At 65.0% G+C, this 25,954-nt stretch carries 28 protein-coding genes and 1 riboswitch; of the genes, 18 read left to right on the top strand and 10 right to left on the bottom strand.

Annotated features, from left to right (window positions below; all coding sequences use genetic code 11):
- The first annotated feature begins 49 nt into the window (after positions 1–49).
- From PK98_RS01150 to PK98_RS01135, 4 genes are read left to right on the top strand one after another with little or no spacing between them, the layout of a single operon-like run.
- Positions 50–1,297, top strand: coding sequence for a TolC family protein (locus PK98_RS01150; RefSeq protein WP_039093650.1), 1,248 nt, complete (start codon positions 50–52; stop codon positions 1,295–1,297).
- Entirely contained in the window at positions 1,294–2,460 is a 1,167-nt protein-coding gene (locus PK98_RS01145; protein ID WP_235425353.1) for an efflux RND transporter periplasmic adaptor subunit, read from the top strand. Before PK98_RS01150 ends, PK98_RS01145 begins: the two co-directional genes overlap by 4 nt.
- Positions 2,450–5,761, top strand: a complete 3,312-nt coding sequence (locus PK98_RS01140; protein ID WP_039093648.1) for an efflux RND transporter permease subunit — start codon at positions 2,450–2,452, stop codon at positions 5,759–5,761. Before PK98_RS01145 ends, PK98_RS01140 begins: the two co-directional genes overlap by 11 nt.
- A gap of 15 nt (positions 5,762–5,776) precedes the next feature.
- Complete coding sequence (locus tag PK98_RS01135; RefSeq protein ID WP_039093646.1) at positions 5,777–6,400, top strand: cation diffusion facilitator family transporter; 624 nt, start codon at positions 5,777–5,779, stop codon at positions 6,398–6,400.
- Between the two features lie 4 nt (positions 6,401–6,404).
- On the opposite strand, the gene PK98_RS01130 is transcribed toward PK98_RS01135, so the two are convergent.
- Positions 6,405–6,830 carry a MerR family transcriptional regulator gene (locus PK98_RS01130; protein ID WP_456062128.1) on the bottom strand — a complete coding sequence of 142 codons (426 nt, stop codon included), beginning with the start codon at positions 6,828–6,830 and terminating at the stop codon, positions 6,405–6,407.
- A 69-nt stretch (positions 6,831–6,899) separates the two neighbouring features.
- Here PK98_RS01130 and PK98_RS01125 point away from each other — a divergent pair, with 69 nt between their 5' ends.
- The 7 genes from PK98_RS01125 (at position 6,900) to PK98_RS01095 (ending at position 11,417) form a co-directional block, all read left to right on the top strand.
- Entirely contained in the window at positions 6,900–7,550 is a 651-nt protein-coding gene (locus tag PK98_RS01125; protein ID WP_039096071.1) for a cation transporter, read from the top strand.
- Between the two features lie 242 nt (positions 7,551–7,792).
- The gene (locus PK98_RS01120; RefSeq protein ID WP_039093644.1) at positions 7,793–8,125 is read left to right on the top strand and encodes an ArsR/SmtB family transcription factor; all 333 of its coding nucleotides are present in this window, start codon (positions 7,793–7,795) and stop codon (positions 8,123–8,125) included.
- An 11-nt stretch (positions 8,126–8,136) separates the two neighbouring features.
- The gene (gene arsC / locus PK98_RS01115) at positions 8,137–8,565 is read left to right on the top strand and encodes an arsenate reductase (glutaredoxin) (RefSeq protein ID WP_039093643.1); all 429 of its coding nucleotides are present in this window, start codon (positions 8,137–8,139) and stop codon (positions 8,563–8,565) included.
- Complete coding sequence (locus PK98_RS01110; protein ID WP_039093641.1) at positions 8,565–9,851, top strand: arsenic transporter; 1,287 nt, start codon at positions 8,565–8,567, stop codon at positions 9,849–9,851. Before arsC ends, PK98_RS01110 begins: the two co-directional genes overlap by 1 nt.
- The gene (locus PK98_RS01105; protein WP_039093638.1) at positions 9,848–10,171 is read left to right on the top strand and encodes a YnfA family protein; all 324 of its coding nucleotides are present in this window, start codon (positions 9,848–9,850) and stop codon (positions 10,169–10,171) included. Before PK98_RS01110 ends, PK98_RS01105 begins: the two co-directional genes overlap by 4 nt.
- Positions 10,171–10,926 carry an arsenical resistance protein ArsH gene (arsH, locus tag PK98_RS01100; RefSeq protein ID WP_039093636.1) on the top strand — a complete coding sequence of 252 codons (756 nt, stop codon included), beginning with the start codon at positions 10,171–10,173 and terminating at the stop codon, positions 10,924–10,926. Before PK98_RS01105 ends, arsH begins: the two co-directional genes overlap by 1 nt.
- A complete protein-coding gene (locus PK98_RS01095; RefSeq protein WP_039093634.1) occupies positions 10,923–11,417 on the top strand; it encodes an arsinothricin resistance N-acetyltransferase ArsN1 family B in 495 nt (164 codons plus the stop codon). Before arsH ends, PK98_RS01095 begins: the two co-directional genes overlap by 4 nt.
- Positions 11,418–11,520: 103 nt before the next feature.
- Here the strand turns inward: PK98_RS01095 and PK98_RS01090 are convergent, their stop codons facing one another.
- Positions 11,521–12,051, bottom strand: coding sequence for a manganese efflux pump MntP (locus PK98_RS01090; protein ID WP_456062127.1), 531 nt, complete (start codon positions 12,049–12,051; stop codon positions 11,521–11,523).
- A gap of 44 nt (positions 12,052–12,095) precedes the next feature.
- Positions 12,096–12,259, bottom strand: a riboswitch (yybP-ykoY riboswitch).
- Between the two features lie 142 nt (positions 12,260–12,401).
- Here PK98_RS01090 and PK98_RS01085 point away from each other — a divergent pair.
- On the top strand, positions 12,402–12,602 hold the full coding sequence (locus PK98_RS01085) for a hypothetical protein (RefSeq protein ID WP_152608498.1): 201 nt from the start codon (positions 12,402–12,404) through the stop codon (positions 12,600–12,602).
- The gene (locus PK98_RS01080) at positions 12,599–12,805 is read left to right on the top strand and encodes a hypothetical protein (protein ID WP_152608497.1); all 207 of its coding nucleotides are present in this window, start codon (positions 12,599–12,601) and stop codon (positions 12,803–12,805) included. Before PK98_RS01085 ends, PK98_RS01080 begins: the two co-directional genes overlap by 4 nt.
- Positions 12,806–12,991: 186 nt before the next feature.
- On the opposite strand, the gene PK98_RS01075 is transcribed toward PK98_RS01080, so the two are convergent.
- Positions 12,992–13,315 (bottom strand): hypothetical protein, encoded by a 324-nt coding sequence (locus PK98_RS01075; protein ID WP_039093625.1) that lies wholly within the window; start codon positions 13,313–13,315, stop codon positions 12,992–12,994.
- A 297-nt stretch (positions 13,316–13,612) separates the two neighbouring features.
- On the opposite strand from PK98_RS01075, the gene PK98_RS01070 reads away from it, so the two are divergent.
- Positions 13,613–13,888 carry a hypothetical protein gene (locus PK98_RS01070; RefSeq protein ID WP_039093623.1) on the top strand — a complete coding sequence of 92 codons (276 nt, stop codon included), beginning with the start codon at positions 13,613–13,615 and terminating at the stop codon, positions 13,886–13,888.
- 972 nt (positions 13,889–14,860) lie between these two features.
- Here PK98_RS01070 and PK98_RS01065 read toward each other — a convergent pair.
- The gene (locus PK98_RS01065; RefSeq protein WP_039093621.1) at positions 14,861–15,142 is read right to left on the bottom strand and encodes a DUF72 domain-containing protein; all 282 of its coding nucleotides are present in this window, start codon (positions 15,140–15,142) and stop codon (positions 14,861–14,863) included.
- 85 nt (positions 15,143–15,227) lie between these two features.
- Between PK98_RS01065 and PK98_RS01060 the strand changes: the two genes are divergently transcribed.
- Together PK98_RS01060 and PK98_RS01055 are read left to right on the top strand one after the other, a co-directional pair.
- Positions 15,228–15,683: a pyridoxamine 5'-phosphate oxidase family protein gene (locus tag PK98_RS01060; RefSeq protein ID WP_235425351.1), complete on the top strand. Its 456-nt coding sequence runs from the start codon at positions 15,228–15,230 to the stop codon at positions 15,681–15,683.
- A gap of 4 nt (positions 15,684–15,687) precedes the next feature.
- Positions 15,688–16,089 (top strand): DoxX family protein, encoded by a 402-nt coding sequence (locus PK98_RS01055; RefSeq protein ID WP_039093619.1) that lies wholly within the window; start codon positions 15,688–15,690, stop codon positions 16,087–16,089.
- A gap of 4 nt (positions 16,090–16,093) precedes the next feature.
- Here PK98_RS01055 and PK98_RS01050 read toward each other — a convergent pair whose 3' ends face one another.
- The gene (locus tag PK98_RS01050) at positions 16,094–16,345 is read right to left on the bottom strand and encodes an SWIB/MDM2 domain-containing protein (RefSeq protein ID WP_039093617.1); all 252 of its coding nucleotides are present in this window, start codon (positions 16,343–16,345) and stop codon (positions 16,094–16,096) included.
- Positions 16,346–16,415: 70 nt separating this feature from the next.
- Positions 16,416–17,012 carry a YbhB/YbcL family Raf kinase inhibitor-like protein gene (locus PK98_RS01045; protein WP_039093615.1) on the bottom strand — a complete coding sequence of 199 codons (597 nt, stop codon included), beginning with the start codon at positions 17,010–17,012 and terminating at the stop codon, positions 16,416–16,418.
- A gap of 152 nt (positions 17,013–17,164) precedes the next feature.
- Between PK98_RS01045 and PK98_RS01040 the strand changes: the two genes are divergently transcribed.
- Complete coding sequence (locus PK98_RS01040) at positions 17,165–18,616, top strand: S41 family peptidase (RefSeq protein WP_052208319.1); 1,452 nt, start codon at positions 17,165–17,167, stop codon at positions 18,614–18,616.
- A gap of 54 nt (positions 18,617–18,670) precedes the next feature.
- Here the strand turns inward: PK98_RS01040 and PK98_RS01035 are convergent, their stop codons facing one another.
- The gene (locus tag PK98_RS01035) at positions 18,671–21,517 is read right to left on the bottom strand and encodes a M16 family metallopeptidase (RefSeq protein WP_152608496.1); all 2,847 of its coding nucleotides are present in this window, start codon (positions 21,515–21,517) and stop codon (positions 18,671–18,673) included.
- A gap of 30 nt (positions 21,518–21,547) precedes the next feature.
- Positions 21,548–22,141 carry a J domain-containing protein gene (locus PK98_RS01030; RefSeq protein ID WP_039093611.1) on the bottom strand — a complete coding sequence of 198 codons (594 nt, stop codon included), beginning with the start codon at positions 22,139–22,141 and terminating at the stop codon, positions 21,548–21,550.
- A 56-nt stretch (positions 22,142–22,197) separates the two neighbouring features.
- Here PK98_RS01030 and PK98_RS01025 point away from each other — a divergent pair, with 56 nt between their 5' ends.
- Positions 22,198–22,479: a BolA family protein gene (locus PK98_RS01025; RefSeq protein ID WP_039093609.1), complete on the top strand. Its 282-nt coding sequence runs from the start codon at positions 22,198–22,200 to the stop codon at positions 22,477–22,479.
- A 128-nt stretch (positions 22,480–22,607) separates the two neighbouring features.
- Here the strand turns inward: PK98_RS01025 and PK98_RS01020 are convergent, their stop codons facing one another.
- Entirely contained in the window at positions 22,608–24,863 is a 2,256-nt protein-coding gene (locus tag PK98_RS01020; RefSeq protein WP_039093607.1) for a FepA family TonB-dependent siderophore receptor, read from the bottom strand.
- A 181-nt stretch (positions 24,864–25,044) separates the two neighbouring features.
- Positions 25,045–25,902 (bottom strand): manganese catalase family protein, encoded by an 858-nt coding sequence (locus tag PK98_RS01015; protein ID WP_039093605.1) that lies wholly within the window; start codon positions 25,900–25,902, stop codon positions 25,045–25,047.
- Between the last annotated feature and the right edge of the window lie 52 nt (positions 25,903–25,954).

Below are 25,954 nucleotides of genomic sequence, written 5' to 3'. Positions count from 1 at the left end.
CGCGCCGTAAGCGCGGCCTGCTCTGGTTTTCAGGCAAGCGGGATGCATCATGACATCGTTGGATTTGCGGGGTGCCCTCCTGGGGGGGCTGGCCCTGGCGACGTGGTCCGCTCCGGCGGCATCACAGTCGAATGACATACTTACGTTGGGAGAGGCACTTGAGCTCTCCGGCGCAGCTACAATCGGTGAGCAAGCCTTCAATCCACGTCTCGTAGGGCCGCAGGAAGAAGTCACTGCGGCCGAGGCGGAGATCAGCCAGGCAGGGTTGCGGCCCAACCCGGTCGTCTCGCTCGAAGTGGAGAACGTCGCCGGCACCGGCGCGTTCTCGGGCGCACAGGCGACAGAGTTCACCCTCGCTGCCAGCTTGCCCATCGAGCGCGGAGGCAAGCGCCAGGCGCGGGTAAATGCGGCCGAGGCTGACCTGGCGGTCGCAGGTCTGCGCAGCGAATTGGCAGGTGCCGAGCTCGGGCAAGCCGTGCGCGAGCGCTACGTCATTGCCGTTGCGGCGCAGGCCCGGGTCGAGCTGGCGGAGAACGTCCTTGAGCGAAACCGTGAGCTGGCGCGGATCGCGCAGGCGTTGGTCGATGCGGGACGCGAACCTCCGCTGCGAGCGCTGCGGGCGCAATCCGAGCTGGCGCAGGCAGAGGCGCAACTCAAGGTCGCTCAAGCAGAGGCGCTCGCCGCTCGTCTTGGGCTCGGCGCGTTGTGGGCACCACAATCTACACCCGAGGTTCCGGCAACCTTCCCTGACATCGACCCGCCCGATGCGCTGCTTGCCAGCTATGCCGGGATTGAACTGAGGTTGGCCGCTGCCGAGCGCGAAGCGTTGCAAGCCGATGTCGCGTTGCAGCGCTCGCTCGGCGTGCCTGATCCTACCGTCTCTGCGGGCATCCGGCGACTTCAGCAAACGAGTGATCAGGCGTTCCTGGTCGGGGTGTCGATCCCGCTGCCGCTGCGCAATCGCAACCAGGGCAACATTGCCGCTGCCGAAGCGCGTGCCCGTGCCGCGTCTGCTCGGGAGTCCGTGGTGCAGGCTGACTACCGACAGGAGGTAGCACAAGCCCGCGCCGACTTCCTGGCTGCCGAGGCGCGCGCCGACACCCTCGAAAGCGGCTCGCTCCCGCAAGCCGAGGAGGCGCTGCGCCTTGCGCAGATCGGTTACCGCAACGGCCGTTTTCCGCAGCTTGAAGTGCTCTCCGCAGCCGAAGCTCGCGACACCATCCGCCGCTTCCTGATCGACGCCCGCGAAGCCCAAGGGCGCGCCGCGGCACGGCTCATCAGACTGGCAGCGCAATGAAGGATATCATCATGACCCGCAGAGGCTTGGCGCTCGCCGGAGCTGCGCTCGTACTCGTTCTCATACTCTGGTTGGCGTTACGACCGACTACGCCGGAAGAGCAACCGGCAGAAGCCGAGCATGCAGAAGAAAGCGAAGCACCAGAAGGTTTCGTCGCGATCACCCCTCAGCAACTCAGCAGCTCACAGATTGCAGTGCAGGATGTGCAGCAGGGTTCAGCAGTCGAGCTGGTATTTCCTGCGACAGTGGGGGCTCGGCCGACCGGGGCGGCCCGGCTTGATGCAAGAGCATCGGGCGTGGTGCGCAGCCTGTCCAAGACGCTTGGCGACCCTGTGTCGCGCGGCGAAACGGTCGCCCGCATCGAGAGCGGCGAAGCTGCCGGCCTGGCAGCGCAGCTCAGCGCGGCGCGGGCGCGGGTCACCGAGCTGACCGCAGCTTACGGACGGGAGCAGCGCCTGTTCTCCGAGAATGTGACAGCGCGGCAGGATCTCGAAGCTGCGCGAGCCACGCTTGCTGTGGCGCAATCGGAACTGCAGAGGGCGCAAGCGGCGGTCTCAGCAGCCGGCGTGAGCGGTGATGGAAGATCGCTGGCGGTCACCAGTCCCATCAGCGGCCGCATCACTGCGGCGCCCGTCGTGCTCGGCGCCTTCGTCAATGCTGGCGACGAGCTGTACCGGGTCGTCAATCCTTCTGCGCTGCAGGTCGAGGTCGCAATTCCTGCGGCCGATCTTGCCCGCATCGCGGCAGGCGACGAGGCGACGTTGGCTCTGCCGGACGGGCGTGAGATCAGCGGTCGGGTCCGTTCGCTAACCCCTGCGGTCGACATCGAGAACCGTGCTGCCACTGCAGTGATCTCGCTCGCCGGCCAGGTTGCGGGTCTTCAGCCGGGTGCGTTCCTCGAGGCGCGCATCAGGCCGTCAGGCGAGGTCGATGGTGACCTCGTCTCCATCCCGGAGGACGCGATCCAGACGGTCGAGGGACGGGACGTGGTGTTCCGGCAGGTGCCGGGCGGTTTCCAGACGCAGGCGGTCACTGTCGGCACCCGCTCCGCCGGCAAGGCAACGATAATTGCCGGTCTCAAGCCCGGGACGGTGATCGCAACCGCCAACGCTTTCCTGCTCAAGGCCGAACTCGGGAAGGAGGGCGCTGAAGATGATGATTGATAAGGGCGCACAATCGGATGCCCCCGCTCACGATGGCCTCATCGCTATCATTTTGGACTTCGCCGTTCGGTTCCGATGGTTGATGATCGCGCTAACTGCCGTGGTCGCCCTGGTGGGCGCGCTGAACCTGCTGCGGCTGCCGATCGACGCGGTACCTGACATCACCAACACGCAGGTGCAGATCAACACCGTCGCGCCTGCGCTTTCACCAGCACAGGTGGAGACCCAGGTCACCTATCCGATCGAGACCGGGTTGGCCGGGATCGAGGGGCTGGACGTGACCCGCTCCATCTCGCGCAACGGCTTCAGTCAGGTGACGGTGATCTTTGATGAAGGCACTGATCTCTACTTCGCGCGGCAACAAGTAAGCGAGCGCCTCGTTGCGATCGGCGCAAATCTTCCTGCAGGTGCTGAGCCCTCGATGGGGCCAATCTCGACCGGGCTTGGCGAGGTGCTGATGTATGTCGTCGAGTATCGTCATCCGGAGGGCAAGCGAGCGCCGCACGGCGGTGCCGATGGTTGGCAGACAGGTGGCAGCTTTGTCACCGAAGAAGGCGAGCAGCTGACCACACCGGTTGCTCGGGCGGCTTACCTGCGCAGCGTGCAGGACTGGGTCGTGGCGCCGCTGATGCGCAACGTCCCCGGCGTTGCTGGTGTCGACTCTATCGGCGGGTTCGAGAAGCAATATCTGGTCGAGCCGGACCCGGCGCGGCTGACCGGCTACGGCGTCTCTTTCGATGAGCTCATTGCCGCACTCGAGAGGGCCAATCTCGCCGAAGGCGCAAACTTCGTCGATCGTGCGGGCGAGGCGCTGCTGGTGCGCGTGGATGCCCGGCTCGGCGGCGTCCGGGACATCGAAGGGGTGGTGGTCTCCACTCGCGAAAGCGTGCCGGTCCGGATTGGCGACCTCGCCCAGGTCAGCATCGGCGGGGATCTGCGCACCGGAGCAGCTTCGCTGAACGGCGAGGAGGCGGTGATTGGCACGGTGCTGATGCGCACCGGCGAAAACAGTCGCACGGTCTCCGAAGCAGCAGCCGAGCGCCTGGAGGAGGTGCAAGCTTCGTTGCCCGAGGGCGTGCAGGCCCGGGTCGTCTACAACCGCGCGACACTGGTCGATGCCACGATCGCGACGGTCGAGAAGAACCTGCTGGAAGGTGCGCTGCTGGTAGTAGCGGTGCTGTTCCTGCTGCTCGGTAACTTCCGCGCCGCGCTCATCGCCGCGCTGGTCATCCCACTGTCGATGCTGCTGGCGGCGATCGGGATGAACCGGCTCGGGGTGTCTGGCAATCTGATGAGCCTCGGCGCGCTGGACTTCGGCCTGATCGTCGATGGCGCGGTGATCATCGTGGAGAACTCGGTCGCGCGCCTCGCTGCCCGGCAGCATCTTGAGGGACGGCTGTTGACGCTGGGCGAACGTCTGACCGAAGCCCGGCTTGCCGCGCAAGAGATGATCAAGCCGACCATTTATGGCCAGGCGATCATCCTGCTGGTGTTCGCGCCACTGCTGACCTTCACCGGGGTGGAGGGCAAGACGTTTTCGCCGATGGCGATCACCGTGATGCTGGCGTTGGCTTCGGCGTTTGTGCTCTCGCTGACCTTCGTACCGGCGATGGTCGCGGTGCTGCTCAACAAGCGGATGTCGGAAGAAGACGTCCGACCGATCCGTGCGGCCAAGGCGCGCTATGGGCCGGCTCTGCACAAGGTGGTCGCCCGGCCGTGGCCGATGATCGGCGCGGGCGCAGCCCTGTTCACCTTGGCGGCGATCGTGTTCCTCTCGCTCGGCAGCGAGTTCATGCCGCAATTGGATGAGCAGAACGTCGCCGTCCAGGGGCTGCGCATCCCCTCCACTCCGATCGAGACTTCGCTCGAAATGCAGCGCCGGATCGAGGATCGGCTCGAGCAGTTCCCGCAGGTCTCGCTGGTGTTCTCACGCACCGGCACGGCCGAGGTCGCCAGCGACCCGATGCCGCCGAACGTCTCGGATGCCTACGTCATTCTCAAGCCTCGAGAGGGATGGCCCGACCCATCGCTGCCGAAAGACGAGTTGGTCAGCGACATGGAGGAAAGCCTCGGTAGCCTGATCGGCAACCTCTATGAGTTCAGCCAACCGATCGAGCTGCGCTTCAATGAACTGATCGCGGGTGCGCGCGGCGACATCGCGGTGAAGATCTACGGCGACGACATGGAGCACCTCGCCGCAGTCGCCGGCGAAGTCACCGAGGTGATGAACGGCATCTCGGGCGCGGCCGACGTCCGGGCGCAGCAGGTGACCGGCTTCCCAACGTTGGACATCGCCTTCGATCGGGCGGCCATCGGCCGTTACGGCCTCGATATCGAAGACGTGACGCAGACAGTGGCAATTGCCCTTGGCGGACGGCCTGCCGGGCTCGTCTTCGAAGGCGACCGCCGCTTCGACGTGGTCGTTCGGCTGTCGGATCGGACCCGCAACGACTTCGATCGCATCGGCGCTTTGCCGGTCCGCCTGCCCGGTGGTGCATCGGTGCCGCTCCGTGCCCTTGCCTCCTTCAACGTAGTGGATGGTCTCGCCGAGGTCCGGCGCGAGGGAGGTCGCCGCGTAGTCATCGTTTCGGCCAATGTGCGCGGCCGCGATCTCGGCTCGTTCGTCGAGGAAGCACGCACGGCGGTGCAGGATCGGGTGGAGCTGCCAGGCGGAGCCTTCATCGAGTGGGGCGGCCAGTACGAAAACCTGCAGGCCGCGCAGGCAAGGCTCGGGATCGTGGTGCCCGTCTGCCTCGCGTTGATTCTCCTGCTGCTTTACGCGGCGCTGGGGGGATGGCTGCCGGCTTTGGCGGTGATCACCGCCATTCCGATGGCGCTGGCCGGCGGTGTGTTCGCGCTTGCCTTGCGAGGCTTGCCGTTCTCCATCTCGGCTGCGGTCGGCTTCATCGCCCTGTCCGGGGTGGCGACACTCAACGGTCTGGTGATGATGACCGCCATTCGCCAGCGCCTTGAAGGCGGCATGCCGCTGGCGGAGGCGATCGCTGACGGATCCCTGGCCCGCTTCCGTCCGGTGATCATGACCGCGCTGGTCGCGTCCCTCGGCTTCGTGCCCATGGCCATTGCCTCGGGCACCGGTGCCGAGGTCCAGCGTCCGCTCGCAACGGTAGTAATCGGCGGTCTGATTACGGCGACGGCACTCACGCTGTTTGTGCTGCCAGCTATCGCCAAATTGGTGCTCGACCCTCGTTGGGCCGATCGCGAATGGCGACAGCAATGGTGGGACCGGTTGCGCACGAAGGTTCTGCGAGCGGAACGGCGACCATTGCATGACATTGATTGAGAACGGAGCAATGACATGAGTGAAGCCGACTTCGATCTTGGTTCAGCTGACAAGCGCCGCACGCTATGGGTAGTTCTATGGCTCAACGTGGCGATTGCCGTCGGCTTCTTCATCACCGGCTATCTCGGTGACTCCAACGCGCTGCTGGCGAATGGTCTCGACAACTCCTCCGATGCCTTGGTGTATGGGCTCAGTCTGCTGGCGTTGGTGCGGTCGCGTAAATGGAAACGAGGTGCAGCGCGCTTTTCAGGCGTGATGCTGCTGGTCTTCAGCGTCGGCGTGATCGCCGATGCCGTTCACCGCTTTGTCGAAGGTTCGGAGCCCGGAGGAGGCATGATGATAGCGATAGCGGCGGTCGCGGCCGTGGTGAACCTGTTCTCGCTACGCCTCCTGCAAAGGCTGAAGAACAAGGACGTCAATTTGCGCGCAGCCACGACGTTCAGCTTCAACGACTTCGTGTCCAACGGCGGGATTATCGTTGCTGGAATTGTCGTCATGCTCACTGGCGCGAACTGGCCCGACCTGCTGGTGGGTGTCGCAGTTGCAGGCATTGCCTTGTATGGAGGCATCGACATCCTCCGCGACGCTCACATGGACCGTCACGAGGATCAGGGAACGAAGCACAAGGCGCGAAGGTGAGTTCTCAGCTGGCGCTGTGCTCGCCCTTGCACAGACTGTGGTCTGCAAGAACGTTCATGATGCGGCAGCTGCCGACCTGCCCACCACGACATTGGCCGATCATTCGGGTCAGTTCGTCCCGCAGGACGATCAGGCGGGAGATCTTGCGCTCCACTGCTTCCAAATGGCCCGACGCGATCCGGTCCACTTCCGTGCAATCGCCTTCGGGCTCATCAGCGAGGCCGAGCAGCGAGCGGATATCAGCGATATCGAAGCCAAGCCCACGCGCATGACGGATAAAGTTCAGGCGATCGAGATGACCGGAGCTGTAGCTTCGATAGTTTGAGCTCGTTCTCTCCGGCTCGGGCAACAGGCCGATGCGTTCGTAGTACCGTACTGTCTCCACCTTCGTGCCGGTGGCGTTAGCCAGATCGCCGATTTTCAGGTGCACTGCCCTTGACCCTGTAGTTGCTACAGGGTCCATATGGAGGGCCGGTCTGAGAAATCGAGGAGACGGCACATGGGAGCCTCTTGCTGCAGTAGCGCATGCACAAGCGACAGCAGTAACAATGAACCGCGGTGGCGGCGAGCGCTGTGGATCGCGCTCGCGGTCAACCTCGCGATGTTCGGCGTCGAGATCGTCGCCGGCGCGACTGCAGGCTCGCGCGCGCTGATGGCGGACGCGCTGGACTTCTTTGGCGACGCTGCGAACTACGCGATCAGTCTCGCTGTCGCAGGTCTTGCCTTGGGCTGGCGCGCTCGTGCAGCATTGTTCAAGGGTGCCACGCTGCTCGTACTGGGTCTGTGGGTCCTTGGGAGCACAGTTTATGCATCGTTCACCGGAGCGGCGCCGCATGCAGAAACGATGGGGATCATCGGCGTCCTGGCGCTTGTCGCCAACGTTGGTGTGGCGCTCCTGCTCTACCGCTTCCGATCGGGTGATGCGAACATGCAGTCGGTCTGGATCTGCTCGCGCAACGATGCAGTCGGCAATCTTGCAGTCGTGGCAGCGGCCTTTGGGGTCTTCGGCACCGGTACGGGGTGGCCGGATCTGATAGTCGCGGGCGTCCTCGCGGGGCTGGGCATTTCTGGAGGAGTTCAGATTATCAAACAGGCACGGGCAGAGCTTCGGCGGACACACAAGCGGTCAAGGGAGGTGAGCTCCACCTGAAGACGACCGTGCCGGAACACAACCTGCGCAGCGAGGCCGCGGCGGTTCAAGGAAAACGACATTGTTGATCGACGTCGAAGGCTTCGTGGTGCTGCTAAAACGGCCGGAGCCTAGAGCCATGAAAACCACCGCCGGCGACCGCGTGGTCGGCAACAATCGATAACAGGCAAATAGGCTCCACGCATGAGCGCCAATCAAGTCAGCCCTCTAGCGCATTGCCATGTATCGGCTATACTAGATACATGGAATCGGACCTCGCGATCTCTGCACTTGGTGCGTTAGCCCAAGGCACACGTCTTGACGTCTTCCGGCTGCTGGTGCGGCACGAGCCGGTCGGCATGGCCGCAGGTGAGATCGCCCGACGCCTTGAGGTGCCGCAAAACACAATGTCAGCTCACCTGGGCATTCTTGCTCGCGCCGGCCTCCTTCGTTCCGAGCGGCAGAGCCGATCGATCATCTACCGGGCTGATTTGGAGCGGCTGCGCGATCTGACGGTGTTCCTGGTTAAGGATTGCTGCGCCGGCTCACCGGACGTGTGTGCGCCGCTTGTGGCCGAGCTCACCCCTTGCTGCTGAAAGGACCCGCTATGGCCGTCGATATCGTGATCTACCACAATCCCGCTTGCGGAACTTCGCGCAACACCTTGGCGATGATCCGCAACGCCGGCATCGAGCCGCACGTCGTCGAGTATCTCAAGACCCCGCCTTCCCGAGCCCTGCTGGTCGATCTGATCGAGCGTGCCGGGATTACTCCTCGTGCCCTGCTGCGCGAGAAAGGCACACCCTACGCCGAGCTGGGTCTGGCTGACACATTGCTGTCGGACGATGCGCTGATCGACGCCATGATTGCGCACCCGATCCTCATCAATCGACCGCTCGTCGTATCGCCTTTGGGCGTGAAGCTGTGCCGCCCGTCAGAGGCAGTGCTTGATCTGCTGCCGGCAGATCAGCTCGGCGCGTTCACGAAGAAAGATGGCGAACAGGTGGTGGACGCATCGGGCCAGCGCATCGCTTGATGCTTCCAGCGGTCCTGATCTTCGTCGCCACGATCGCGCTCGTCATCTGGCAGCCAAAGGGGCTCGGCATTGGTTGGAGCGCTATGGGCGGCGCAATCGTGGCGCTGCTCGCCGGCGTGGTCTCGCTGTCGGATGTACCGGTGGTGTGGGACATTGTCTGGAACGCAACCGGCGCCTTTGTGGCAATCATCATCATCAGCCTGCTGCTCGACGAGGCAGGCTTCTTCGAGTGGGCGGCACTGCATGTCGCCCGATGGGGCAAAGGGAACGGGGTGGGCCTGTTTGTGCTGGTCGTCCTGCTGGGCGCGGCAGTGTCCGCGCTGTTTGCCAATGATGGTGCGGCTCTGATTCTGACTCCGATCGTCATCGCCATGCTGCGGGCACTGGGGTATGGCACGAAGGCGACGCTCGCCTTTGTCATGGCCGCCGGCTTCATCGCCGACACGGCCAGTCTGCCGCTGGTCGTTTCCAACCTCGTCAATATCGTGTCAGCCGACTTCTTCGGTCTGGGCTTCGCTGAATACGCGGGCGTGATGGTGCCGGTGGACCTGGTGTCGGTCGCTGCCACGCTGGCTGCGCTGCTGGTGTTCTTCCGCCGCGATATTCCGCGAGCCTATGATGTGGGCGCGCTGCGCGCGCCGCACGAGGCGATCCGCGATGCCGCCACCTTTCGCGGTGGCTGGATTGTCCTGGCAATGCTGCTCGCCGGTTTCTTCTTGCTTGAGCCATTCGGCGTGCCGATCAGTGCCGTGGCCGCAGCCGGGGCAGTCGTGTTGCTGGTAATTGCAGGGCGCGGCCATGTGATCCAGACCGGCAAGGTGCTGCGTGACGCACCATGGCAGGTCGTGATTTTCTCACTTGGCATGTATCTGGTCGTTTACGGCCTCCGAAATGCAGGGCTGACCGACAGCCTGGCCGTGTTGCTCGACCGGACGGCACAGGGCGGCGTCTGGGGCGCGGCGCTGGGGACGGGCGTGATCGTCGCGCTGCTGTCATCGGTGATGAACAACATGCCCACCGTGCTGATCGGCGCGCTGTCGATCGATGCCACAAACGCGACCGGCGCCATCAAGGAAGCCATGATCTACGCCAATGTGATCGGGTGTGACCTTGGTCCCAAGCTCACTCCGATTGGTTCACTTGCGACGCTGCTATGGCTCCACGTACTGAGGCAGAAGGGCGTGCGGATCGGATGGGGCTACTACTTCCGCGTCGGGGTGTCGCTCACCGTGCCGGTGCTGCTCATCACGCTAGCCGCGCTCGCACTCAGGGTCAGCATCTCATGACAGCGCTCGTGTACTTGGCGGCAGCACTCGCCGAGATCGGCGGTTGCTTTGCGTTCTGGGCATGGCTGCGCCTGGACAAATCGCCGGCCTGGCTGGCTCCAGGCGTTATATCCCTTGTACTCTTCGCATGGCTGCTGACGCGCGTAGACAGCGAGGCGGCCGGGCGAGCTTATGCCGCATATGGCGGCGTCTACATCTGCGCCTCACTGGTCTGGCTCTGGGGCGTCGAAGGCGTGCGGCCGGACCGCTGGGACGTGGGTGGAGCAGCCCTCTGCATTATCGGCGCCTGTGTCATCCTGCTCGGACCAAGGACTGCCTGATGCCGCTCCGCACATTGTCTGAACTCGATTATCTGCCAGCGCTCGACCGCGCCTATATCGTCCCGCAGCCAGCCTCGGGGCTTGGCACCCCCGATCCGGCGCCGCGCATCCTGCTGCTGTACGGCAGCCTGCGGGAACGCTCGTTCTCTCGCTTGTGCATCGAGGAGGCGGCCCGTCTGCTCCAGCTGTTCGGGGCCGAGACGCGCATCTTCGATCCCTCGACTCTGCCCTTGACCGACCAGGTGCCAGGTGACGATCATCCGGCCGTGCACGAGCTGCGCGAACTGGCAATGTGGTCAGAGGGCCAAGTGTGGTGCAGCCCGGAACGGCATGGCCAGATCACCGGCGTCATGAAGACCCAGATCGATCATCTGCCGTTAGAAATGAAGGGCATGCGCCCGACACAGGGCCGCACCTTGGCGGTGATGCAGGTGTCGGGCGGCTCGCAGTCGTTCAACGGGGTCAACACCCTGCGCCTGCTCGGCCGCTGGATGCGCATGTTCACCATCCCCAACCAATCCTCTGTCGCAATGGCCTACAAGGAGTTTGACGAGGCCGGGCGCATGAAGCCCTCGAGCTACTATGACCGGATCGTGGATGTGATGGAGGAGCTGGTGCGCTTCACCGTGCTGCTGCGCCCACATGCAACGCAGCTGGTTGATCGTTATTCGGAACGCAAGCAAGCCGGGGTGCCGGTGGATCTAGCATCAGACCTGTCGAGCATCGCGATCGCACCGCAAGGCGGACAAGAATGACCTCACTTCGCCTCCGCACTGCAACGGCGACGGATGCCGATGAGATACAGGCGATCTACGCGCCGATGGTTGAGCATACCGCAATCTCGTTCGAAGTGGATCCTCCGTCCGTGTCGGAGATGGCAGCGCGGATCGAGGCAACGTTGGCGGATTACCCGTATCTGATGGCAGAGCGGCACGGCCGAATTGCTGGCTATGCCTACGCCAGTCAGCATCGCACCCGCGCTGCTTACAGCTTGTCCGTCGATGTCACTGTCTACATCGCTGATGAGGTACGGCGTTCGGGGGTAGGCCGCGCCCTGTATACGGCGTTGTTAGCAGACCTCCAGGAGCGCGGCTTTCATGCGGCATTTGCGGGCATAGCGCTACCGAATGAAAGCAGTGTCGGCCTTCATGAAAGCGTGGGGTTCACCGCTCTCGGGATCTATCGGGAGGTGGGGCGCAAGTTCGGTCACTGGCATGATGTGGGATGGTGGCAGCGTCTGCTCTGACCATCCAAGATCGTCTCAACAAGGTACTGACCCTGTTCGTACTGCAGTCGGAGGGAATCCAGCTAAAGTAGGTTTGCTGGGTGCTCTGTAACTTCCTAGGCACCTAGGCAGTGAGGTGCTGGAAAAGTATCGAGCCACCAATTGCCACAAGCACCAAGCCTCCAAGGACGCCAGCATATCGCCCAAGATGCGGAGCGATGTGCTTACCGAGCATGACACCGCTAGTAGCGACAATCGTGGTGATGCCGCCGATGATGAGACACGCCATCCATACGTTCACATCCATGAGCGCGAGCGAAATACCGACCGCCGCAGCGTCGATACTCGTGGCGATCGCGGTTACCGCCAAGCGCCAGTAGGTTATATCGGTGCGCGGCTCCGTTGCCGGCTCGTCGGTGCCCATCAGGGCTTCGCGTACCATGTATGCACCAACCGCCAGCAGCAGGCCGAAGGCGACCCAGTGATCGTAGGCCACAATCCTGTCGTTCAGCATGTAGCCTAGAAAATACCCGATCGCCGGAGTGATCGCCTCGAAAAAGCCGAAGACTGCTCCGACCCTGACAGCGTCGCGCCAGCGATTGCCCTGCTCTGTTGCGCCTTTGCCGAGCGAAGCGGCAAATGCGTCGACCGACAAGCTCGCGCCCAATGCGCCAAGCGTTAAGATTCCAGCCATGTCATAATCTCGGGGCCGATAACCAAACGACGCACGCACCCCCGACCTCAAAGCGGAGTACAGCGTCATTGGTCTTGCTGGGCGAACCTGCGTTCGCTGCCACCGCCACGATCCCGGAGGGTCGAGTGTGTTGACGATGGCCCCACCGGAGTGGGTAGCTACTCCCCAAGAGCGAAGCCGCGATCTAATCGCGGTTGTCGGCTGAGGCAACCCACCCGCGACTTGTTTTACGTTGAAGCGATGCATGCCCGGATTGTGTCTGCCGACTTCGGCCGGTGCTGTTGGTCGGTGAACGAACGACGGCTTTTGGGATGCAGAAGAGCAAGGCTGAACGAGGGCAAAGGGGCGGAAACGGCCAGTCCGCTTACGAGCTTTGCACGAAGTCGCGCGCTCAGGGCAACCATGATTTGCAGCTGACGATTATCGACCGCTTCACCTTCCAGAGCGGCGCGGGCATGAAGGCCGATAATGGTAGCGGCACAGGCGCCGACTGCCTGTGGAGGTCACGATGACGATGCTGGACAATGCCGCGCGCGCGCTAGCTAAGGTTCGTAGCGGCGCTGACGACTACGAGGCCTTGGACGACCAGCTCAAAGCTGACCTCAAGGTCGAAGCGCGCGCTATGCTGCTGGCATTACGAGATCCGACCGACAGCGTGACCTCGGCCGGCGCGGAGATCATCCGCAATGTCCGCCAGTTAAGCCGGTTGGGTTAAAAAGGCGCGCGATCATGAGTGGCTCGATCTAATCCCCGCCGAAGGCTTTCGAGCCGGCACAGACCGCCGCGCGTTTATCGTCACCAAAACCCGCGACATGAATCCGGCTAGCGAGCAAGAATCCGCTAGCTTATGTGTATGACAGAACGAATATCGTTCTCAACCGCCGCTCAGTTGGCGATCGTCTCAATCTTCCCCTGACAGGTCGCTCCACAGTCCGAGTCCACGTGCGGACAGTGAGTCGGCCTCGGCCAACCCGCTCGCCTGACGCGAGCTGGGGCCAGGTCCCAAACGCCGCCACAGATCTCCCTCGATATGCTGAACCACAACCGGTGCCGTCCGCCCGCGCTCGTCAACCGCCTGCAATAGGTCGCCGCCGCGCCAAGGCAGGCAATACAGCTGGACGTGGGACAAGCGGTCCACGCCGTATTCGTCTAGATAGGCGACGATCTGCAGCAAGCCGGTGCGCAGCTCCGCCGGTGAGACCACATCATAGAAGTTGAAGCGCATGTCGATCCTCCTGACTGCGGGGGACCGGCAAAAGCCGGGTGTTCGTAACCTGGCGTCCGCCAAGGCGCCGCCGCCTTTAGGCGGTACCCTGGACATACGCGGCGGCCACCCGGCCGCGAAGCACGCGACCGGCCAGACGACCCGGGGTTACGACGCCCCCACGCTGGGATTGACCAGCGCTGCGCGACAGGTTGCAGAAGCCGGGAAACGCCGCAAGCGCAATCGCGACCTGTCGGATGATTGTTTCATGGATGCAGAGTCGCGCAAATTTATCCCACCAACCGGCTGGTTGCCTCGATGGTACGCCTGCACGCGGTGCTTGAACTGCCGCTGCCAGTCGATGAGTTGGTGCGCTGGAAGCAGCGCGGCATTCGCATGAGCGACAAGCGCGTGGTCCGTCGAGCACGCGGTCTGGGGCTCAAAGGCGATGTCGCCGATCTCGCTGACGAGACGTTGCAACCGGGGTCGTTGCTGGCCCTCGTCCAATCCATTCCGGAAGATGCTGCCGGCAAGCGCGACCGCGCTTTGCTGTCGGTCGGCTATGATGCGGGCTTGCGGCGATCCGGCTCGTGACGATCAGGCCCGAACACATCATGCGGTTGGGTGGCGGCGATGCCTCGGGGTTCATCCCGCACTCCAAAACCGATTAGGAAGCCGACGGTGCCTACGTGTGGTTGTCGTGCGCATCGGCCAACTACCTGGCCGATTGGACCAGCCATGGCGGCATCACCGAAGGCTCTGTGTTTCGCTCCTTAGCCTACACCTGCACAGCAGGCGAGATCGAGCCGCTCGTCGCCGCCGCATCGGCACTCGTTGCGGGTCGGTTGTGACTAGGACCTCTTCGCCGCCGGGGTCGATCTTGGCGCGATCATGCAGGGTTTGCGGTGGACAGGCGCGAAGCAGCCGCTCGCCTATGCATGGCACCTGGCCCCGCAATCCTCCGAGATTGCCTCTACGGTGCGGAAATTTTCCCTAAGAGGTCGACACGGCGTTGCGGTAAGCGGAGAGATTGCTAGCGACAATAGGCGCCAAATTAATGCCCTATCAACCAGCGAGACCCAAAGGCCACGACGCAGCAATACTAGGTGTCCGAGGCGTTATCGACGAGATGGTTGCTCGTAAGGTCCACTTTGGAGCTGGCGCTTATGATCAAATTTACAAAACAAAAGAGGCCTGAAGGCTGCAAGAAGCAGTCGCGCACCAGTCTCCAGCGCGGCTAAACAGACTGGGCGTCGAGCGGCTAGGCAGCTCCGATGCCTGCAGGCATCGGAGCTGCCTAATGCCCGGTCCCCGGAGCCTCTATTGTTACGAATGGGCCTTTGCATTATTCCAAGGCCCCATAAGGATCTGCCCAATGGTGCCACTTGTAGCTGCACCGTGCCAGCGACATGAACTCGTCGCCCCGGTGGATAGCACCGCACTGGTGCATTCTATCAGGAATCCAAGCACTCAGAAGATTGTCAGGTCGGAACGCTGGGTAGCTTTGCTACCCCAGAACGCGGCAGACGAGCTGCTCCGCCCGAGAGCGCGGTATCAACGTCGTCTTTACGAGGCTTTGTGCACGGCCGCCCGTCTAAGCCGCGCTTGCGAGCTATACACGTAGCGCGATCCCTTCAGTGCGAAGACGAAGCCCTCCGGCGTCTCGTCCCGCCATTTGCGAAAGCTTTCCGGCTTCTGCAGGCTGTGGAACGTCGCATTGATCTCGATCGCGGACACGGCGCGGGAGGCGAAGGCCAGCTCCCCCTTCTGCACCAGCCCTGGCGGGTAGAACACGCCGCCGCGCCATGGGGGATAGACCCAGCCGCCAATTCCCGTCCGGATCGCCATGGCGCCTGTCCCTTCCTGCATGGATCAGCGGAACCGCCCGGTCGCCCGGCGGGTTCGTCCGGCACATGATATCAGGAGCAGTGCCGTGACCAAGACCCTGGATGACATTTCTGAGGCATTGAAGGACATCGACTTCTGCATGCTCGTCAGCCGCGCGGCCGATGGCTCGCTGGCCGGCCGGCCCATGAGCAACAATCGTCAGGTCGCCTATGAAGGCACCAGCTGGTTCTTCAGCTCCGACGATACTCGCACGGTGGAGGACATCGCCCGTGACGCCTCCGTCGGCCTGACCTACCAGGGTAAGGCCGGGCTGAAGGGCCTGGTCGGCGCACCGGGCCTGTTCGTGCATGTCGAAGGGGAGGCGGTGCTGATCCGCGACAAGGCTGCTTTCCGCGAGCACTGGACGCCCGATCTGGACCGCTGGTTCAAGGATGGCGTGGATACGCCTGGCCTGGTGCTGGTGGAAGTGCGCGCCAAGCGGGTCCATTACTGGGATGGCGAGGACGAAGGCGAGGTTGGCGTGCCTGCGCAGGAGGCCTGAGCCAATGCCGGCGCGCGCGTTCACCCGTTGCGCGCTGGCGCTGTTCTACGGCGTGGCAGGGGTGTTCCACCTGGCCATGCCGGCCCCGTTCCTGACGATCATGCCGGCCGGCGTGCCCGCGCCCGAGCTGATGGTGCAGTTGACCGGATGGGCCGAACTGGCAGGTGCCGCCGCGCTGTTGCAGGGATGGTCGGCCGGCTTGCGGCGGGCCGGCGGGTGGGGGCTGGCGGCCTATGCGCTGTGCGTCTGGCCGGCGAACATCAACCACATGCTGATGGACATGGCCAACATCAATGGCGGGCGAAACCTCGCCTATCACATCCCGCGGATGCTGGCGCAGCCCGTGCTGATCTGGGCTGCGTTGTGGGCCGGCGGCGTCACGGACTGGCCATGGCGCCGCCGATGATCCCTCAGCTGAGGTGCTTGGACACCGCAGCGGTCATCTTGAACATGGAGATCTGGTCCTTGCCGATCACCGCGCCCAGCTTGTCGTCGGGGTTGATCTGACGCTTGTCCTTCTCGTCCTGCAGGTTCTTGGACTTGATGTATTCCCACACTTTGCTGGTCACCTCGGCGCGGGTCATCGGGCCCTTGCCGATGACCTGCTCCAGATCTTCCGACACCGTCACCGGCTTGTTCAGCGCGTTGTTCTTTGCGGCCATAACTTGCTTCCCTGTCCTTCCAGATTGACTGTCAAAAACCCGTCAACGCCCGGCTGTTCCCGTCAAGGGATCAGCCCTCGTCATCCTCGTCCCACGCCCCGGCGCGTTCGTCCCGGCTGTAGGTGCCGGTCAGCACCGCTGCGGCGAGCACATGCCCCTGCATCGCCGCCAGCACTTCGTCCCGGGTAGCCCCGGGCATCTGCGTCAGCGGCAGGTCCAGCGCGAACAGCTGGAACACGTAATCGTGGCTGCCATGCCCGGTCGGCGGATCGGGCAGCAGCCATTCGGAATTCCCGTAGGAGTTCTTGCCCACGCGCGGCGGGTTCTCCCCTTCCAGCAGCTGCCCGGCCGCGGGCGCCAGGCCCCAGACCAGCCAGTGGCAGAAGGGCTGCGGCGCAGGCGCGTCCGGATCCTCGACCAGCAGGACCATGTCCTGCGTACCGGCGGGCGGCTGCGTCCATTCCAGCGGCGGCGCAACGGCGTCTTCCTCGTCCGCGGTAAAGCTGGGGTCTAGCGCCTCCCCATGGGTGAAGGCAGCGGAGCGCAGCGTGAAGCCACCCTGGCCGACCAGTCCTTCGTCATCCAGCTGCGCGACGGCCAGTTTGCCATGGCCGGCGCGCACATTGCCCAGCGCGCGGCCGAGCCAGGCTGGCACATGTTCGAGCATCGGCAACGCATCTCCCTTGTAATTCGGGGGCGACTCCTGCCCGCTCCTGCAGGCCTTGGCAAGGGTCCCGGCACGGCTTCGATCGGTATAATGATCACCTTGCCGCACCCCTCCCGCCGAAGTAGTATCGCGGAAACAAAGGGATGGGTGACATGCGACGCATCGGGATGGGGCCTGCGCTATGTGCGATGGCGGCACTGCTGGCCGGCTGCGGCGGCGATGATGGCGGCAGTGGCAGCAGCATTTCCGGCGGCCCAGCACCTGTGGCGAGTGCCACGCCAACGCCGGCCCCGTCCACGGCCGCCTGCTCGCTGACCAGCCGGCAGGCCTGGGCGAAGGCCACGCTGGACGAATGGTACCTGTTCCCGGATAACCTGGCCTTTAACGTGCAACCGGCCGGCTACACCACGGTCGATGCCTATATCGACGCGCTGGTCGCCCCGGCCCGTGCCCTCGGGCGCGACCGGTACTTCACCTATCTCACCTCAATCCGGGAGGAGAACGCCTATTACGAAACCGGTACGAGCGCCGGCTTCGGCTTCCGGCTGAGCTATGACGAGCCCACCTTCCGTGTGTTGGTCAGCGAAACTTTCGAGAACACGCCCGCCTCCGCCGCCGGGATCGAGCGGGGCGCGGAAATCTTCGCGGTCAACGGGGTGAGCGTGACGTCCCTGTTCGCCTCTGGCGGCGCCAATGCCGTCTATGCCGCATTCGGCCCGCCCGACCCGGGTGTCAGCCGTATGCTCGGCATCCGCGCCCGCAGTGGTGCGGAACGCACGGTCACGATACAGAAGGCCAGCTTTGCGCTCGACCCGGTGTCCGACCGGTACGGGGCCCAGGTGCTGACGAGTGGCGGGCAGCGGGTCGGCTACATCAACCTGCGCACCTTCATCGACACGGCCGAGCCGGACCTGGCCGGCGCCTTCGCGCGGTTCAGGGCGGAAGGCATCACGCAGCTGATCGTCGATCTGCGCTACAATGGCGGCGGACTGATCCGCACCGCGCAGGCGCTGGGCAACCTGATGGCCGCGAACCGGGCCGGGCAACCCTTCGGCGAGATCACCTATCGCGCCAGCAAGTCGGCGGAGAACGAACGCTTTGCCTTCCAGCCACCCGCTCAGGCGATTGCGGCCACGCGGGTCGCCTTCATCGCCACCGGGGACAGCGCCTCTGCCAGCGAGCTCGTGATCAATGCATTCACGCCCTATCTTGGTACGAACATGGCGCTGGTCGGCAGCAACACCTACGGCAAGCCGGTGGGGCAGATCGCGATCGATCGCCCCGAATGCGACGACCGCCTGCGGGTGGTGGCGCTGCGCACCGTAAATGCCGCCGGCCAGGGCGATTATTATCGCGGGCTCGCCACCACCGTGCCCGTCACCTGCACCGCCCGCGACGACCTGTCTCGGCAGCTGGGCGATCCGGCAGAGGGGATGATCGCGACGGCGCTGCAATGGCTGGGCAGCGGCAGCTGCACGCCGATCTCCGTCACCGCCACGGCCAGCGCCAGCGCGGCACGCACCGGCACGCCGGCGGAACGCCGCCTGCTGCAGCCTGCCCAGCCGTCCACCACGGTTGAGCGCGAACTGCCGGGCGCGTTCTAGGCACCGCCAGGGGATCGGCCGGCAACGCCGCCGACCGATCCCCTCAGGCCCGCATCACAGGGTTGCGGCGTCGACATACTCGACCGGCAGGCCAACGCCCTGCAGCTGCGCCTCGATCGCCTGACGATCGCCGACCACCACGATGGTCAGCGCGCCGCCCTGCAGATACTCCGCCGCCGCCTTGTCGATCGCGGCGGCATCGGTGCCGCGATAGATCTGCGCCAGCTGCTCCTGGTAGTCGTCCGGCCGGCCCAGCGCGCGGTTGGCCAGCAGGGCGCCCAGCACCTGGCTGTTGGTCTGGAACCGGTTGGGCAGGCCGCGCACATTGCCTTCGGTCACGCGCTGCAGCTCCTCTTCCGTCACGCCCTTGCCTCCGGCGAAGGCGTTCAGGTCGTCCAGGATCAGGCGGATCGCGTCGCCCGTCCGGTCGGTCTGCACCGGGGTGGACACCACGAAGCTGCGCGGACCGACCGGCTGCGCTACCGAACTGCCGATGCCGTAGGTCCAGCCCTTGTCCTCGCGCAGGTTCATGTTCAGCCGGCTGAGGAAGCCGCCGCCGATCACCTCGTTGGCGAGCTCCAGCGCCTCCTGCCCCTGCTCCGTACCGACCAGTGGCAGCACGCGGCCCAGCAGCAGCACGCTCTGCGGGCTGTTCGGCCGGTCGACCACCACCAGCCGGCTCTGGCCCTGCGGGGTGGCGGCGGCCAGATCCTTGACCGGCTTGTCCCCGGCGGGTGCCTGCCAGTTGCCGAACGCCTGCTCCAGCGCGGGCACCAGCTCGGCCATGGTCACGTCTCCCACGGCGGTGATGCTGGCTGTGTCCGGCCGCAACCAGCGCGCATGTTCCGCCGCCAGCGCCTCGGGCGTCAGTGCCTCGATCACCACCGGCTTGCCGCTGGCACCGACATTGCCATAGGGATGCCCCTCGCCGAAGAGCAGCGGGTTCAGCGCGCGCCTGCCGAGGCCGACAGGGCTGGCCTGTTCCTGCTGGATCGCCGCCAGCCGCTGGTTCTTGACCCTGGCCACTTCGCCCGCCGCAAATGCCGGATTGCGCGCGATGTCCGCCATCAGCGCCAGCGACGGCACCAGATTGGCGCTGAGCGCGCTCATGCTGACGGACGAGGTGTCGATCCCCGTCCCGGTGCTGATCGATGCACCCAGCCGCTCCTGCTCCTCCGCGATCTGCACCGCGCTGCGGGTGGAGGTGCCTTCTTCCAGCATCTCCATCATCAGCGACTGGGTGCCCGCCCGGGCAGCACCGTCGGCTGCGCTTCCGGCATCGAAGGTCAGCGCCAGACTGAGCTTGGGCACAGCCGTGCGGCGCGCCAAGGCGACCTCGATGCCGTTCGACAGCGTTGCGCGCTCGACCTCGGGGAACGCCAGCTCGCCCACCGGCGCCACCTCCGGCGCGGTGCGCGGGGTCGAGGTGATCTGCGGCGCAGCCGGCTCGGGCGCAGGCGTGACGGGGTCCGTCCCCTCGTCACCCCAGCCGCCCATCGTGTCGCCACTCTCCGTTCGCGCGCCTGGCACCACCGACAGGGTGTAGGACGGACGGCCCAGCCAGCGCTGCAGCGCCTGCTGCACCTGCGCCGGCGTCAGCGCGGCCAATTGCGCCAGCTCCGCCTTGTAGTGCGCCGGGTCACCGGCATAGAGCTGCCCCTCGGCCAGGGTGGAGCCCTTGCCACCGAAGCCGCCGACCACTTCCAGCGCGCCGATCTGCGCGGAAACGATCTGCGTCGCCGCGCGGGCCAGTTCGTCCTGCGTCGGCCCTTCCGCCAGCAGGCGGGCGATCACCTCGTCGAAGCCAGCCTCGGCCGCGGCGGGGTCGACACCGGGGCGGACCTCCATCTGCGCGGACAGCCAGCTCAGCTGCTCGTCCTGCCCGGCGCTGGCCGATACCGCCACGGCCAGCTGCCGGTCGCGCACCAGCACATTGTCGAGCCGGGAGGAGGCCAGCCCGCCCAGCACCGCCATGCCGGCTGCCAGCGGAACGGAGTCGGGGTGTGTCAGCGCCGGCCCGGTCCAGGCGCGCATGACCATGGTGGTCGGCACCTGGTCGGCCATCTCCTCGCGCACGGGCGCGGCCAGCGTGACCGGCTCGGCCACCGTTGCCGCCACTTGCGGCCCGCGCGGGATGGTGCCGAACCAGCGTTCCACCAGCGGACGCGCGGTCGCGGCATCGATGTCGCCAGCCAGCGCCAGCACCACATTGTTGGGGCCGTAATTGTCGACGAACCACTTGCGCACGTCCGTCAGGCTGGCCGCATCAAGGTCGGCCATCGACCCGATCACGGAGTGGCGATAGGGGTGGCCCACCGGAAGCAGGCCGTCCTGCAGCTTGTAGCGCACCAGACCGTAAGGCTGGTTGTCGCCCTGCCGCTTCTCGTTCTGCACCACGCCGCGCTGCCGATCCAGCTTCGCCTGGTCGATTGCGCCCAGCAGGTAGCCCATGCGGTCGCTTTCCATGAACAGCGCCAGGTCCAGCGCGCCGGTCGGCACCGTTTCCACATAGTTCGTGCGGTCGGTGTCGGTGGAACCATTAGTCGCCGTCGAGCCCGCCGCTTCCAGCGGAATGTCGAAGTTCGGTACGTTCTCGCTGCCGGTGAACATCAGATGTTCGAACAGATGGGCAAAACCGGTGCGGCCGCGCGGTTCGTGCTTGCTGCCGACCCTGTAATACACCGTGACGCCGACCACCGGTGCCTTGCGGTCCGTGTGGACGATCGTGGTCAGCCCGTTATCCAGCGTGAACGTCTCGAACGGGATATCCACCTGCCGTACCAGATCGGCCAGCGGCGCAGGCTGGTCGGCCTGCTGCGCAGCGACGGCAATGGGGGTCAGGATGGTGCCGGCCAGGGCAGCCAGGGCGAAGCTCGTGCGGAGCAGGCGGTGCGGTTTCACCCCTGCTGGATAGCATCGGGCCCCCGCAGATCAAGCAAAGGCAGCGGCGCGTTTCAGCAGGTTGTACGCTTCCACGACCCGCTGCAGCTTCGCCTCGTGCGCACGATCCCCGCCATTGCGATCGGGGTGGTACCGTCGGACCAGTTCGGAATAGCGCTTGCGCAGCCCTGCACGGTCCGCCTGCGGGTCCAGCCCCAGCGCGCCCAGCGCCTCGTGCTCGCGTGGGGTGAAGCGGGTCTGCTGCGCCTGCCGCGCCCGCCGGTTGGTGACGCCGTGGCGGATGTCGTTGGCCCGCGCATTGATCGCGTCCAGCGGATCGGTGAAGTCGGCCCAGCGGGGCATTCCGTCGGCAGGCTCGGCGCGAAAGGCGCGCGTCTCCGTCGCCCAGCCGGAAATGGGGGATTGCGCCTGCAGGATCTCGTCCGCGCTCATGCCTTCGAACCAGTCATAACCGGCATTGAATTCGCGCACATGGGGCAGGCAGAACCAGCGCCAGTGGCCCGGCCCGTCAAAACTGCTGCCGCGGTCGCCAGGCGCGCGGAATTCGCCCGGGTCATCACACCCTGGCGCCTCGCACCGCTGCCCCCTGCCTTCATGCCGTCCGTGAAATCGCTGCTGCCGCATCCGCCAACAGATGGTAACGCCCGGCCGGATTTGAACCTGCCCGAAAGGACCAAAATATGAGCGGCCCCCTCGCCACCGAGATGGAGCAGCGCCTGCGCGCCGCCCTCGCCCCCATCCGGCTGGAGGTGATCAACGACACCGCGCAGCACCTCGGCCATGCGGGCGACGATGGCAGCGGGGAGTCGCATTTCACGATCGTGATCGAGGCGGATGCCTTCGCCGGGGTCAGCCGGCTGGAGCGGCAGCGGATGGTAAACCGTGCACTTGGCGACATTCCCGGCAGCCGCGTCCATGCGGTCGCGGTGCGCGCCTCCGCGCCGGGCGAACCGTTACGCTGAGGCGGAGCCCTGTTCATCGACCCCCTGCCCCGCCATGTCCAACAGGGCACTGGCGGGTGCCGGCCGGTATCGCTGCTCCTGCACCTGCTGCAAGATAAGCGGCGCGCGCTGCTGGCGCGGATCGGAGATCAGAAGGTGAAGTTGGTCGTCAGGAAGAAGGCACGGCCCGGCTCGTTGTAGTTGTTCGCGCCCGATCCGTTGTTGGCGCTTTCACGGAACAGCGCCTCGTCGAACAGATTGTTCACGCCTGCGCTGATCCGGAAATACTCGTTGGCGCGGAACAGCAGGTTGATGTTGACCAGATTGTACGGATCGCGGGGTCGCTGCTGCTCCTGCGTCGGCGCGCCCCCGCTGTACAGCACGCCGTTGGGCTGCTGCTCGCCATAGCGGGTAAAGGTGCCCACGAAGGTGAACTGGTCGGTGATCTCCCAGTCCAGCGTCGTGTTGACCGTGTAGTCGGGCACCACGGACAGCAGGCGGCCGGTCTCGCGGTTCTCGTTCTGGATCATGTAGGTGACGTTGGTGTTGATCGACAGGCCATCGAGCACCGGCACCAGCAGGTTGCCTTCCAGCCCTTCGACGACAGCCTTGCCCGAATTGTACCACTGGAAGATCTGCGCCAGGCGGCCGTTCAGCGGTGCCGTGCCGATGGGCACGTTGTTGGCGATGATCTTGTTGTCGTAATCGTTGCGGAAATAGGTTGCGGTCACGTTCCAGCCGGCCGGCGAGTAGGCGATGCCGATCTCCTTGTTGATGCTGGTTTCCGCCTCCAGATCGGCATTGCCTTGTACGTAGCAGCCGCCACCCAGATTGGGGAACGCGAAGGGACAGCCGAAGCCGGCAGTGTAGTACAGGTAATTGGGGTTCGACTGGTACAGGTTCGGCGCGGCGAATGCGCGCGCGATACCGCCCTTGATCATGAAGTCGGCGAACGGTTCCACCGCGGCGGAGAAACTGGGCGACCAGTTGTCACCAAAGGTGCTGTGATTGTCGAACCGGACGCCAGGCGTCAGGGTCACGATGCCGAGCGTGATGTTGTCCTCGACGAAAACGGCCAGCGTGGTGGCATCGGATTCCGGATTGCGCAGGCCGCCCGACCCCGGCTCGAGCCCCGGAATAGGCGCAGTGGTGCCTTGCGAGACCGCGAAGGCATCATTCAGATATTCGTGCCGGAACTCGGTGCCCAGCGTCAGGACATGCGACGCGATGGCGGTCTCGAACGGCAGGTCTAGCGATGCCTGCCCGTACCAGTTGCGCAAGGTCGCTTCGGAGAAGTTCGTGGTCGAGGTCGGCGTACCTTCGCCACCGCCGGCCAGTCCTTCGTTCAGCCGACGGTTCTTCGTCTGCTCGAACTGCAGCAGCGCCTCGAAATTGCCGAAAGGCAACAGCCCGTCATAACTTCCGCTCAGCGTGGTGCGACGCATCACGTTGGTCTCTTCACCGATCAGATCCTGCACGATCGGGCTGACGGCACCGCCGGGCAGGCGATATTCACCCTGATATTCGTTGCCCTGGCGGCTGTACGCGGCATTCAGGTCAAGCCGGTGCCCGGGTGCCACCTGCCAGCGCACCAGTCCGTTGATGTCCCTGTTCTCCACCCCTTCGCGCCCGCCCGGTGGCACGGTGCCGGCCGGCGCATCGGCGGCGGCGGCGTTGATCCGCGGATCGTCGCCGGTGGTCTTGCTCCAGTTGCCATAGACCCGGAAGCCCAGCCCGTCCGCCAGCGGCCCGGCGACCGAGGCGTTGCCGCGATAGGTCATGCTTTCCAGATCGCTCTCCGGCTTCAGGATGTAGGTCGACAAATTGCCGCGGAACTCGGTCGCCGGCCCCTTGGTGATGATGTTGATCACACCGCCTGCCGCGCCGGCCCCATAGCGCGCCGCGGCCGGGCCGCGCAGGATCTCGATCCGCTCCACCTCCTCGGCAGGGACCCAGTTGGTGTCGCCGCGGGTGTTGCGTTCGCCGTCCCGCCCCATGCGCACGGAATTGCGCGACTGCGCCGGCTTGCCATCCACCAGGATCAGCGTGTTTTCCGGCCCCATGCCGCGAATGTCGATCTGGCGGTTGTTGCCATAGGTGCCGGCGCTGCCCGCACCGGTCAGGTTCAGGCCCGGCTGGCGGCGCAGCAGGTCGGACAGGTCGTTGACCGGCGGCTGCTTGGCGATGTCCTCCGCAGTGATGGTGGTCGCGCCCAGCGCCTGCAGCCCCTGCACCTGCGCAGTGACGACGATGTCCTCCGGATCTCCGGATGTCTGGCTGTCGATGGCAACCTTCAGGTCCTGATCGGCCCTCTCGCCGCCTGCCGCATCCTGCGCCAGCGCCGGCATGGTCGCGACAAGGCAGATCGCGCTGGCTGACACCAGCGCGCTGGACCGGAAAAGCATGGTAGAACCCCCCGAACATACAAGACCCATCTGCGAAGACGTGCGAACGCTTCGCAGTAGCCTGCTCATGGCGGGAGGGTAGCCGGAACGCAAGCGCTAATGCGAGCGGGTCGCCGTTACACACCCGCTCATCAGAGGTATGTGAGCGGGTGGAGCGTGATCGCCCCACCCGCGGCTGTCATCAGGCGATCTGTTCCTTCTGCGCACCACTGTCGGGGCGTGCAGGGCCGAGGATCGGCTCCTCGCCCAGCGGTACGCTCTGCACCACCGTGAAGGTGCCCTTGCCGTCGAGCGACGGGCCGGACGTCCAGCGCCCTTCGGGCGGCGGGGTGCCGTCTGCGGCGTGGCCATAGAAATTGTAGTTGTTGGCCTGATCCTCCAGCTCCTGCGGGAAGGAGTTGGGGATCGGCAGCGAGCCTTCGGCGCCGCCCAGTTCCTCGATCACGGCCAGCCATTGCTGCTGATGCATGGTGTCGCGCGCGATCATGAAATGCAGCATGTCCTTCATGCCCTGATCGGTCGTCGCATTGTACAGGCGCGTCGCCAGCACGCGGCCGGTGCTTTCCGCCGCCACGTTGCAGTACATGTCTGCCGCGACATTGCCGCTGGCATAGATGTGGCTCATGTTGAACGGGACACCGTCGGCATCCACCGGCTGCGCCGCAAGGCCGGTCGACAGGATATGCTTGTGCAGCATGCCCTCGATCGTGTGACGGCCATTGCCGCCGCCCATCACGGCGCCGACGATGGAATCCTTCACACCCTCTTCCTGTTCGGCGACCGGGGCCGTCTCCAGGTTCAGCGCAACCGCGGTTGCCAGCATCTCGATGTGACCGATCTCCTCGGTCGCCGTGTTCAGCAGCATGTCGCGATATTTCGTGTTCGGCGCGCGGTTGCCCCACGCCTGGAAGAAATACTGCATGCAGACGCGGATCTCGCCTTCCACGCCGCCGATCGCCTGCTGCAGCATGCGCGCGAACTGGGGATCGGGCTTGTCCACCTTGACCGGATATTGCAGCCGCTTGTCGAAGTAGTACATTTCGTAGCTCCTTGAGTGGCATGGCTGAGGCCAGACTGGCCTCACGCTCATG

The sequence above is a fragment of the Croceibacterium mercuriale genome, from assembly GCF_000802385.1.
Lineage (GTDB): Bacteria > Pseudomonadota > Alphaproteobacteria > Sphingomonadales > Sphingomonadaceae > Croceibacterium > Croceibacterium mercuriale.
The sequence above is the reverse complement of the archived record's forward strand: the minus strand, read 5'-3'. Positions and strand labels throughout refer to the sequence as shown.

What these genes read in the sequence shown, in the direction of transcription:
- PK98_RS01015 (WP_039093605.1), bottom strand. Translation starts at nt 25,902, where the DNA reads ATGTACTACTTCGACAAGCGGCTGCAATATCCGGTCAAGGTGGACAAG.
- PK98_RS01065 (WP_039093621.1), bottom strand. Translation starts at nt 15,142, where the DNA reads ATGGCGATCCGGACGGGAATTGGCGGCTGGGTCTATCCCCCATGGCGC.
- PK98_RS01070 (WP_039093623.1), top strand. Translation starts at nt 13,613, where the DNA reads ATGGTACGCCTGCACGCGGTGCTTGAACTGCCGCTGCCAGTCGATGAG.
- PK98_RS01040 (WP_052208319.1), top strand. Translation starts at nt 17,165, where the DNA reads ATGCGACGCATCGGGATGGGGCCTGCGCTATGTGCGATGGCGGCACTG.
- PK98_RS01135 (WP_039093646.1), top strand. Translation starts at nt 5,777, where the DNA reads ATGAGTGAAGCCGACTTCGATCTTGGTTCAGCTGACAAGCGCCGCACG.
- PK98_RS01055 (WP_039093619.1), top strand. Translation starts at nt 15,688, where the DNA reads ATGCCGGCGCGCGCGTTCACCCGTTGCGCGCTGGCGCTGTTCTACGGC.
- PK98_RS01030 (WP_039093611.1), bottom strand. Translation starts at nt 22,141, where the DNA reads ATGCGGCAGCAGCGATTTCACGGACGGCATGAAGGCAGGGGGCAGCGG.
- PK98_RS01145 (WP_235425353.1), top strand. Translation starts at nt 1,294, where the DNA reads ATGAAGGATATCATCATGACCCGCAGAGGCTTGGCGCTCGCCGGAGCT.
- PK98_RS01120 (WP_039093644.1), top strand. Translation starts at nt 7,793, where the DNA reads ATGGAATCGGACCTCGCGATCTCTGCACTTGGTGCGTTAGCCCAAGGC.
- PK98_RS01105 (WP_039093638.1), top strand. Translation starts at nt 9,848, where the DNA reads ATGACAGCGCTCGTGTACTTGGCGGCAGCACTCGCCGAGATCGGCGGT.
- PK98_RS01085 (WP_152608498.1), top strand. Translation starts at nt 12,402, where the DNA reads ATGCAGAAGAGCAAGGCTGAACGAGGGCAAAGGGGCGGAAACGGCCAG.
- PK98_RS01025 (WP_039093609.1), top strand. Translation starts at nt 22,198, where the DNA reads ATGAGCGGCCCCCTCGCCACCGAGATGGAGCAGCGCCTGCGCGCCGCC.
- arsH (WP_039093636.1), top strand. Translation starts at nt 10,171, where the DNA reads ATGCCGCTCCGCACATTGTCTGAACTCGATTATCTGCCAGCGCTCGAC.
- PK98_RS01075 (WP_039093625.1), bottom strand. Translation starts at nt 13,315, where the DNA reads ATGCGCTTCAACTTCTATGATGTGGTCTCACCGGCGGAGCTGCGCACC.
- arsC (WP_039093643.1), top strand. Translation starts at nt 8,137, where the DNA reads ATGGCCGTCGATATCGTGATCTACCACAATCCCGCTTGCGGAACTTCG.
- PK98_RS01020 (WP_039093607.1), bottom strand. Translation starts at nt 24,863, where the DNA reads ATGCTTTTCCGGTCCAGCGCGCTGGTGTCAGCCAGCGCGATCTGCCTT.
- PK98_RS01140 (WP_039093648.1), top strand. Translation starts at nt 2,450, where the DNA reads ATGATGATTGATAAGGGCGCACAATCGGATGCCCCCGCTCACGATGGC.
- PK98_RS01045 (WP_039093615.1), bottom strand. Translation starts at nt 17,012, where the DNA reads ATGCTCGAACATGTGCCAGCCTGGCTCGGCCGCGCGCTGGGCAATGTG.
- PK98_RS01050 (WP_039093617.1), bottom strand. Translation starts at nt 16,345, where the DNA reads ATGGCCGCAAAGAACAACGCGCTGAACAAGCCGGTGACGGTGTCGGAA.
- PK98_RS01095 (WP_039093634.1), top strand. Translation starts at nt 10,923, where the DNA reads ATGACCTCACTTCGCCTCCGCACTGCAACGGCGACGGATGCCGATGAG.
- PK98_RS01110 (WP_039093641.1), top strand. Translation starts at nt 8,565, where the DNA reads ATGCTTCCAGCGGTCCTGATCTTCGTCGCCACGATCGCGCTCGTCATC.
- PK98_RS01080 (WP_152608497.1), top strand. Translation starts at nt 12,599, where the DNA reads ATGACGATGCTGGACAATGCCGCGCGCGCGCTAGCTAAGGTTCGTAGC.
- PK98_RS01125 (WP_039096071.1), top strand. Translation starts at nt 6,900, where the DNA reads ATGGGAGCCTCTTGCTGCAGTAGCGCATGCACAAGCGACAGCAGTAAC.
- PK98_RS01150 (WP_039093650.1), top strand. Translation starts at nt 50, where the DNA reads ATGACATCGTTGGATTTGCGGGGTGCCCTCCTGGGGGGGCTGGCCCTG.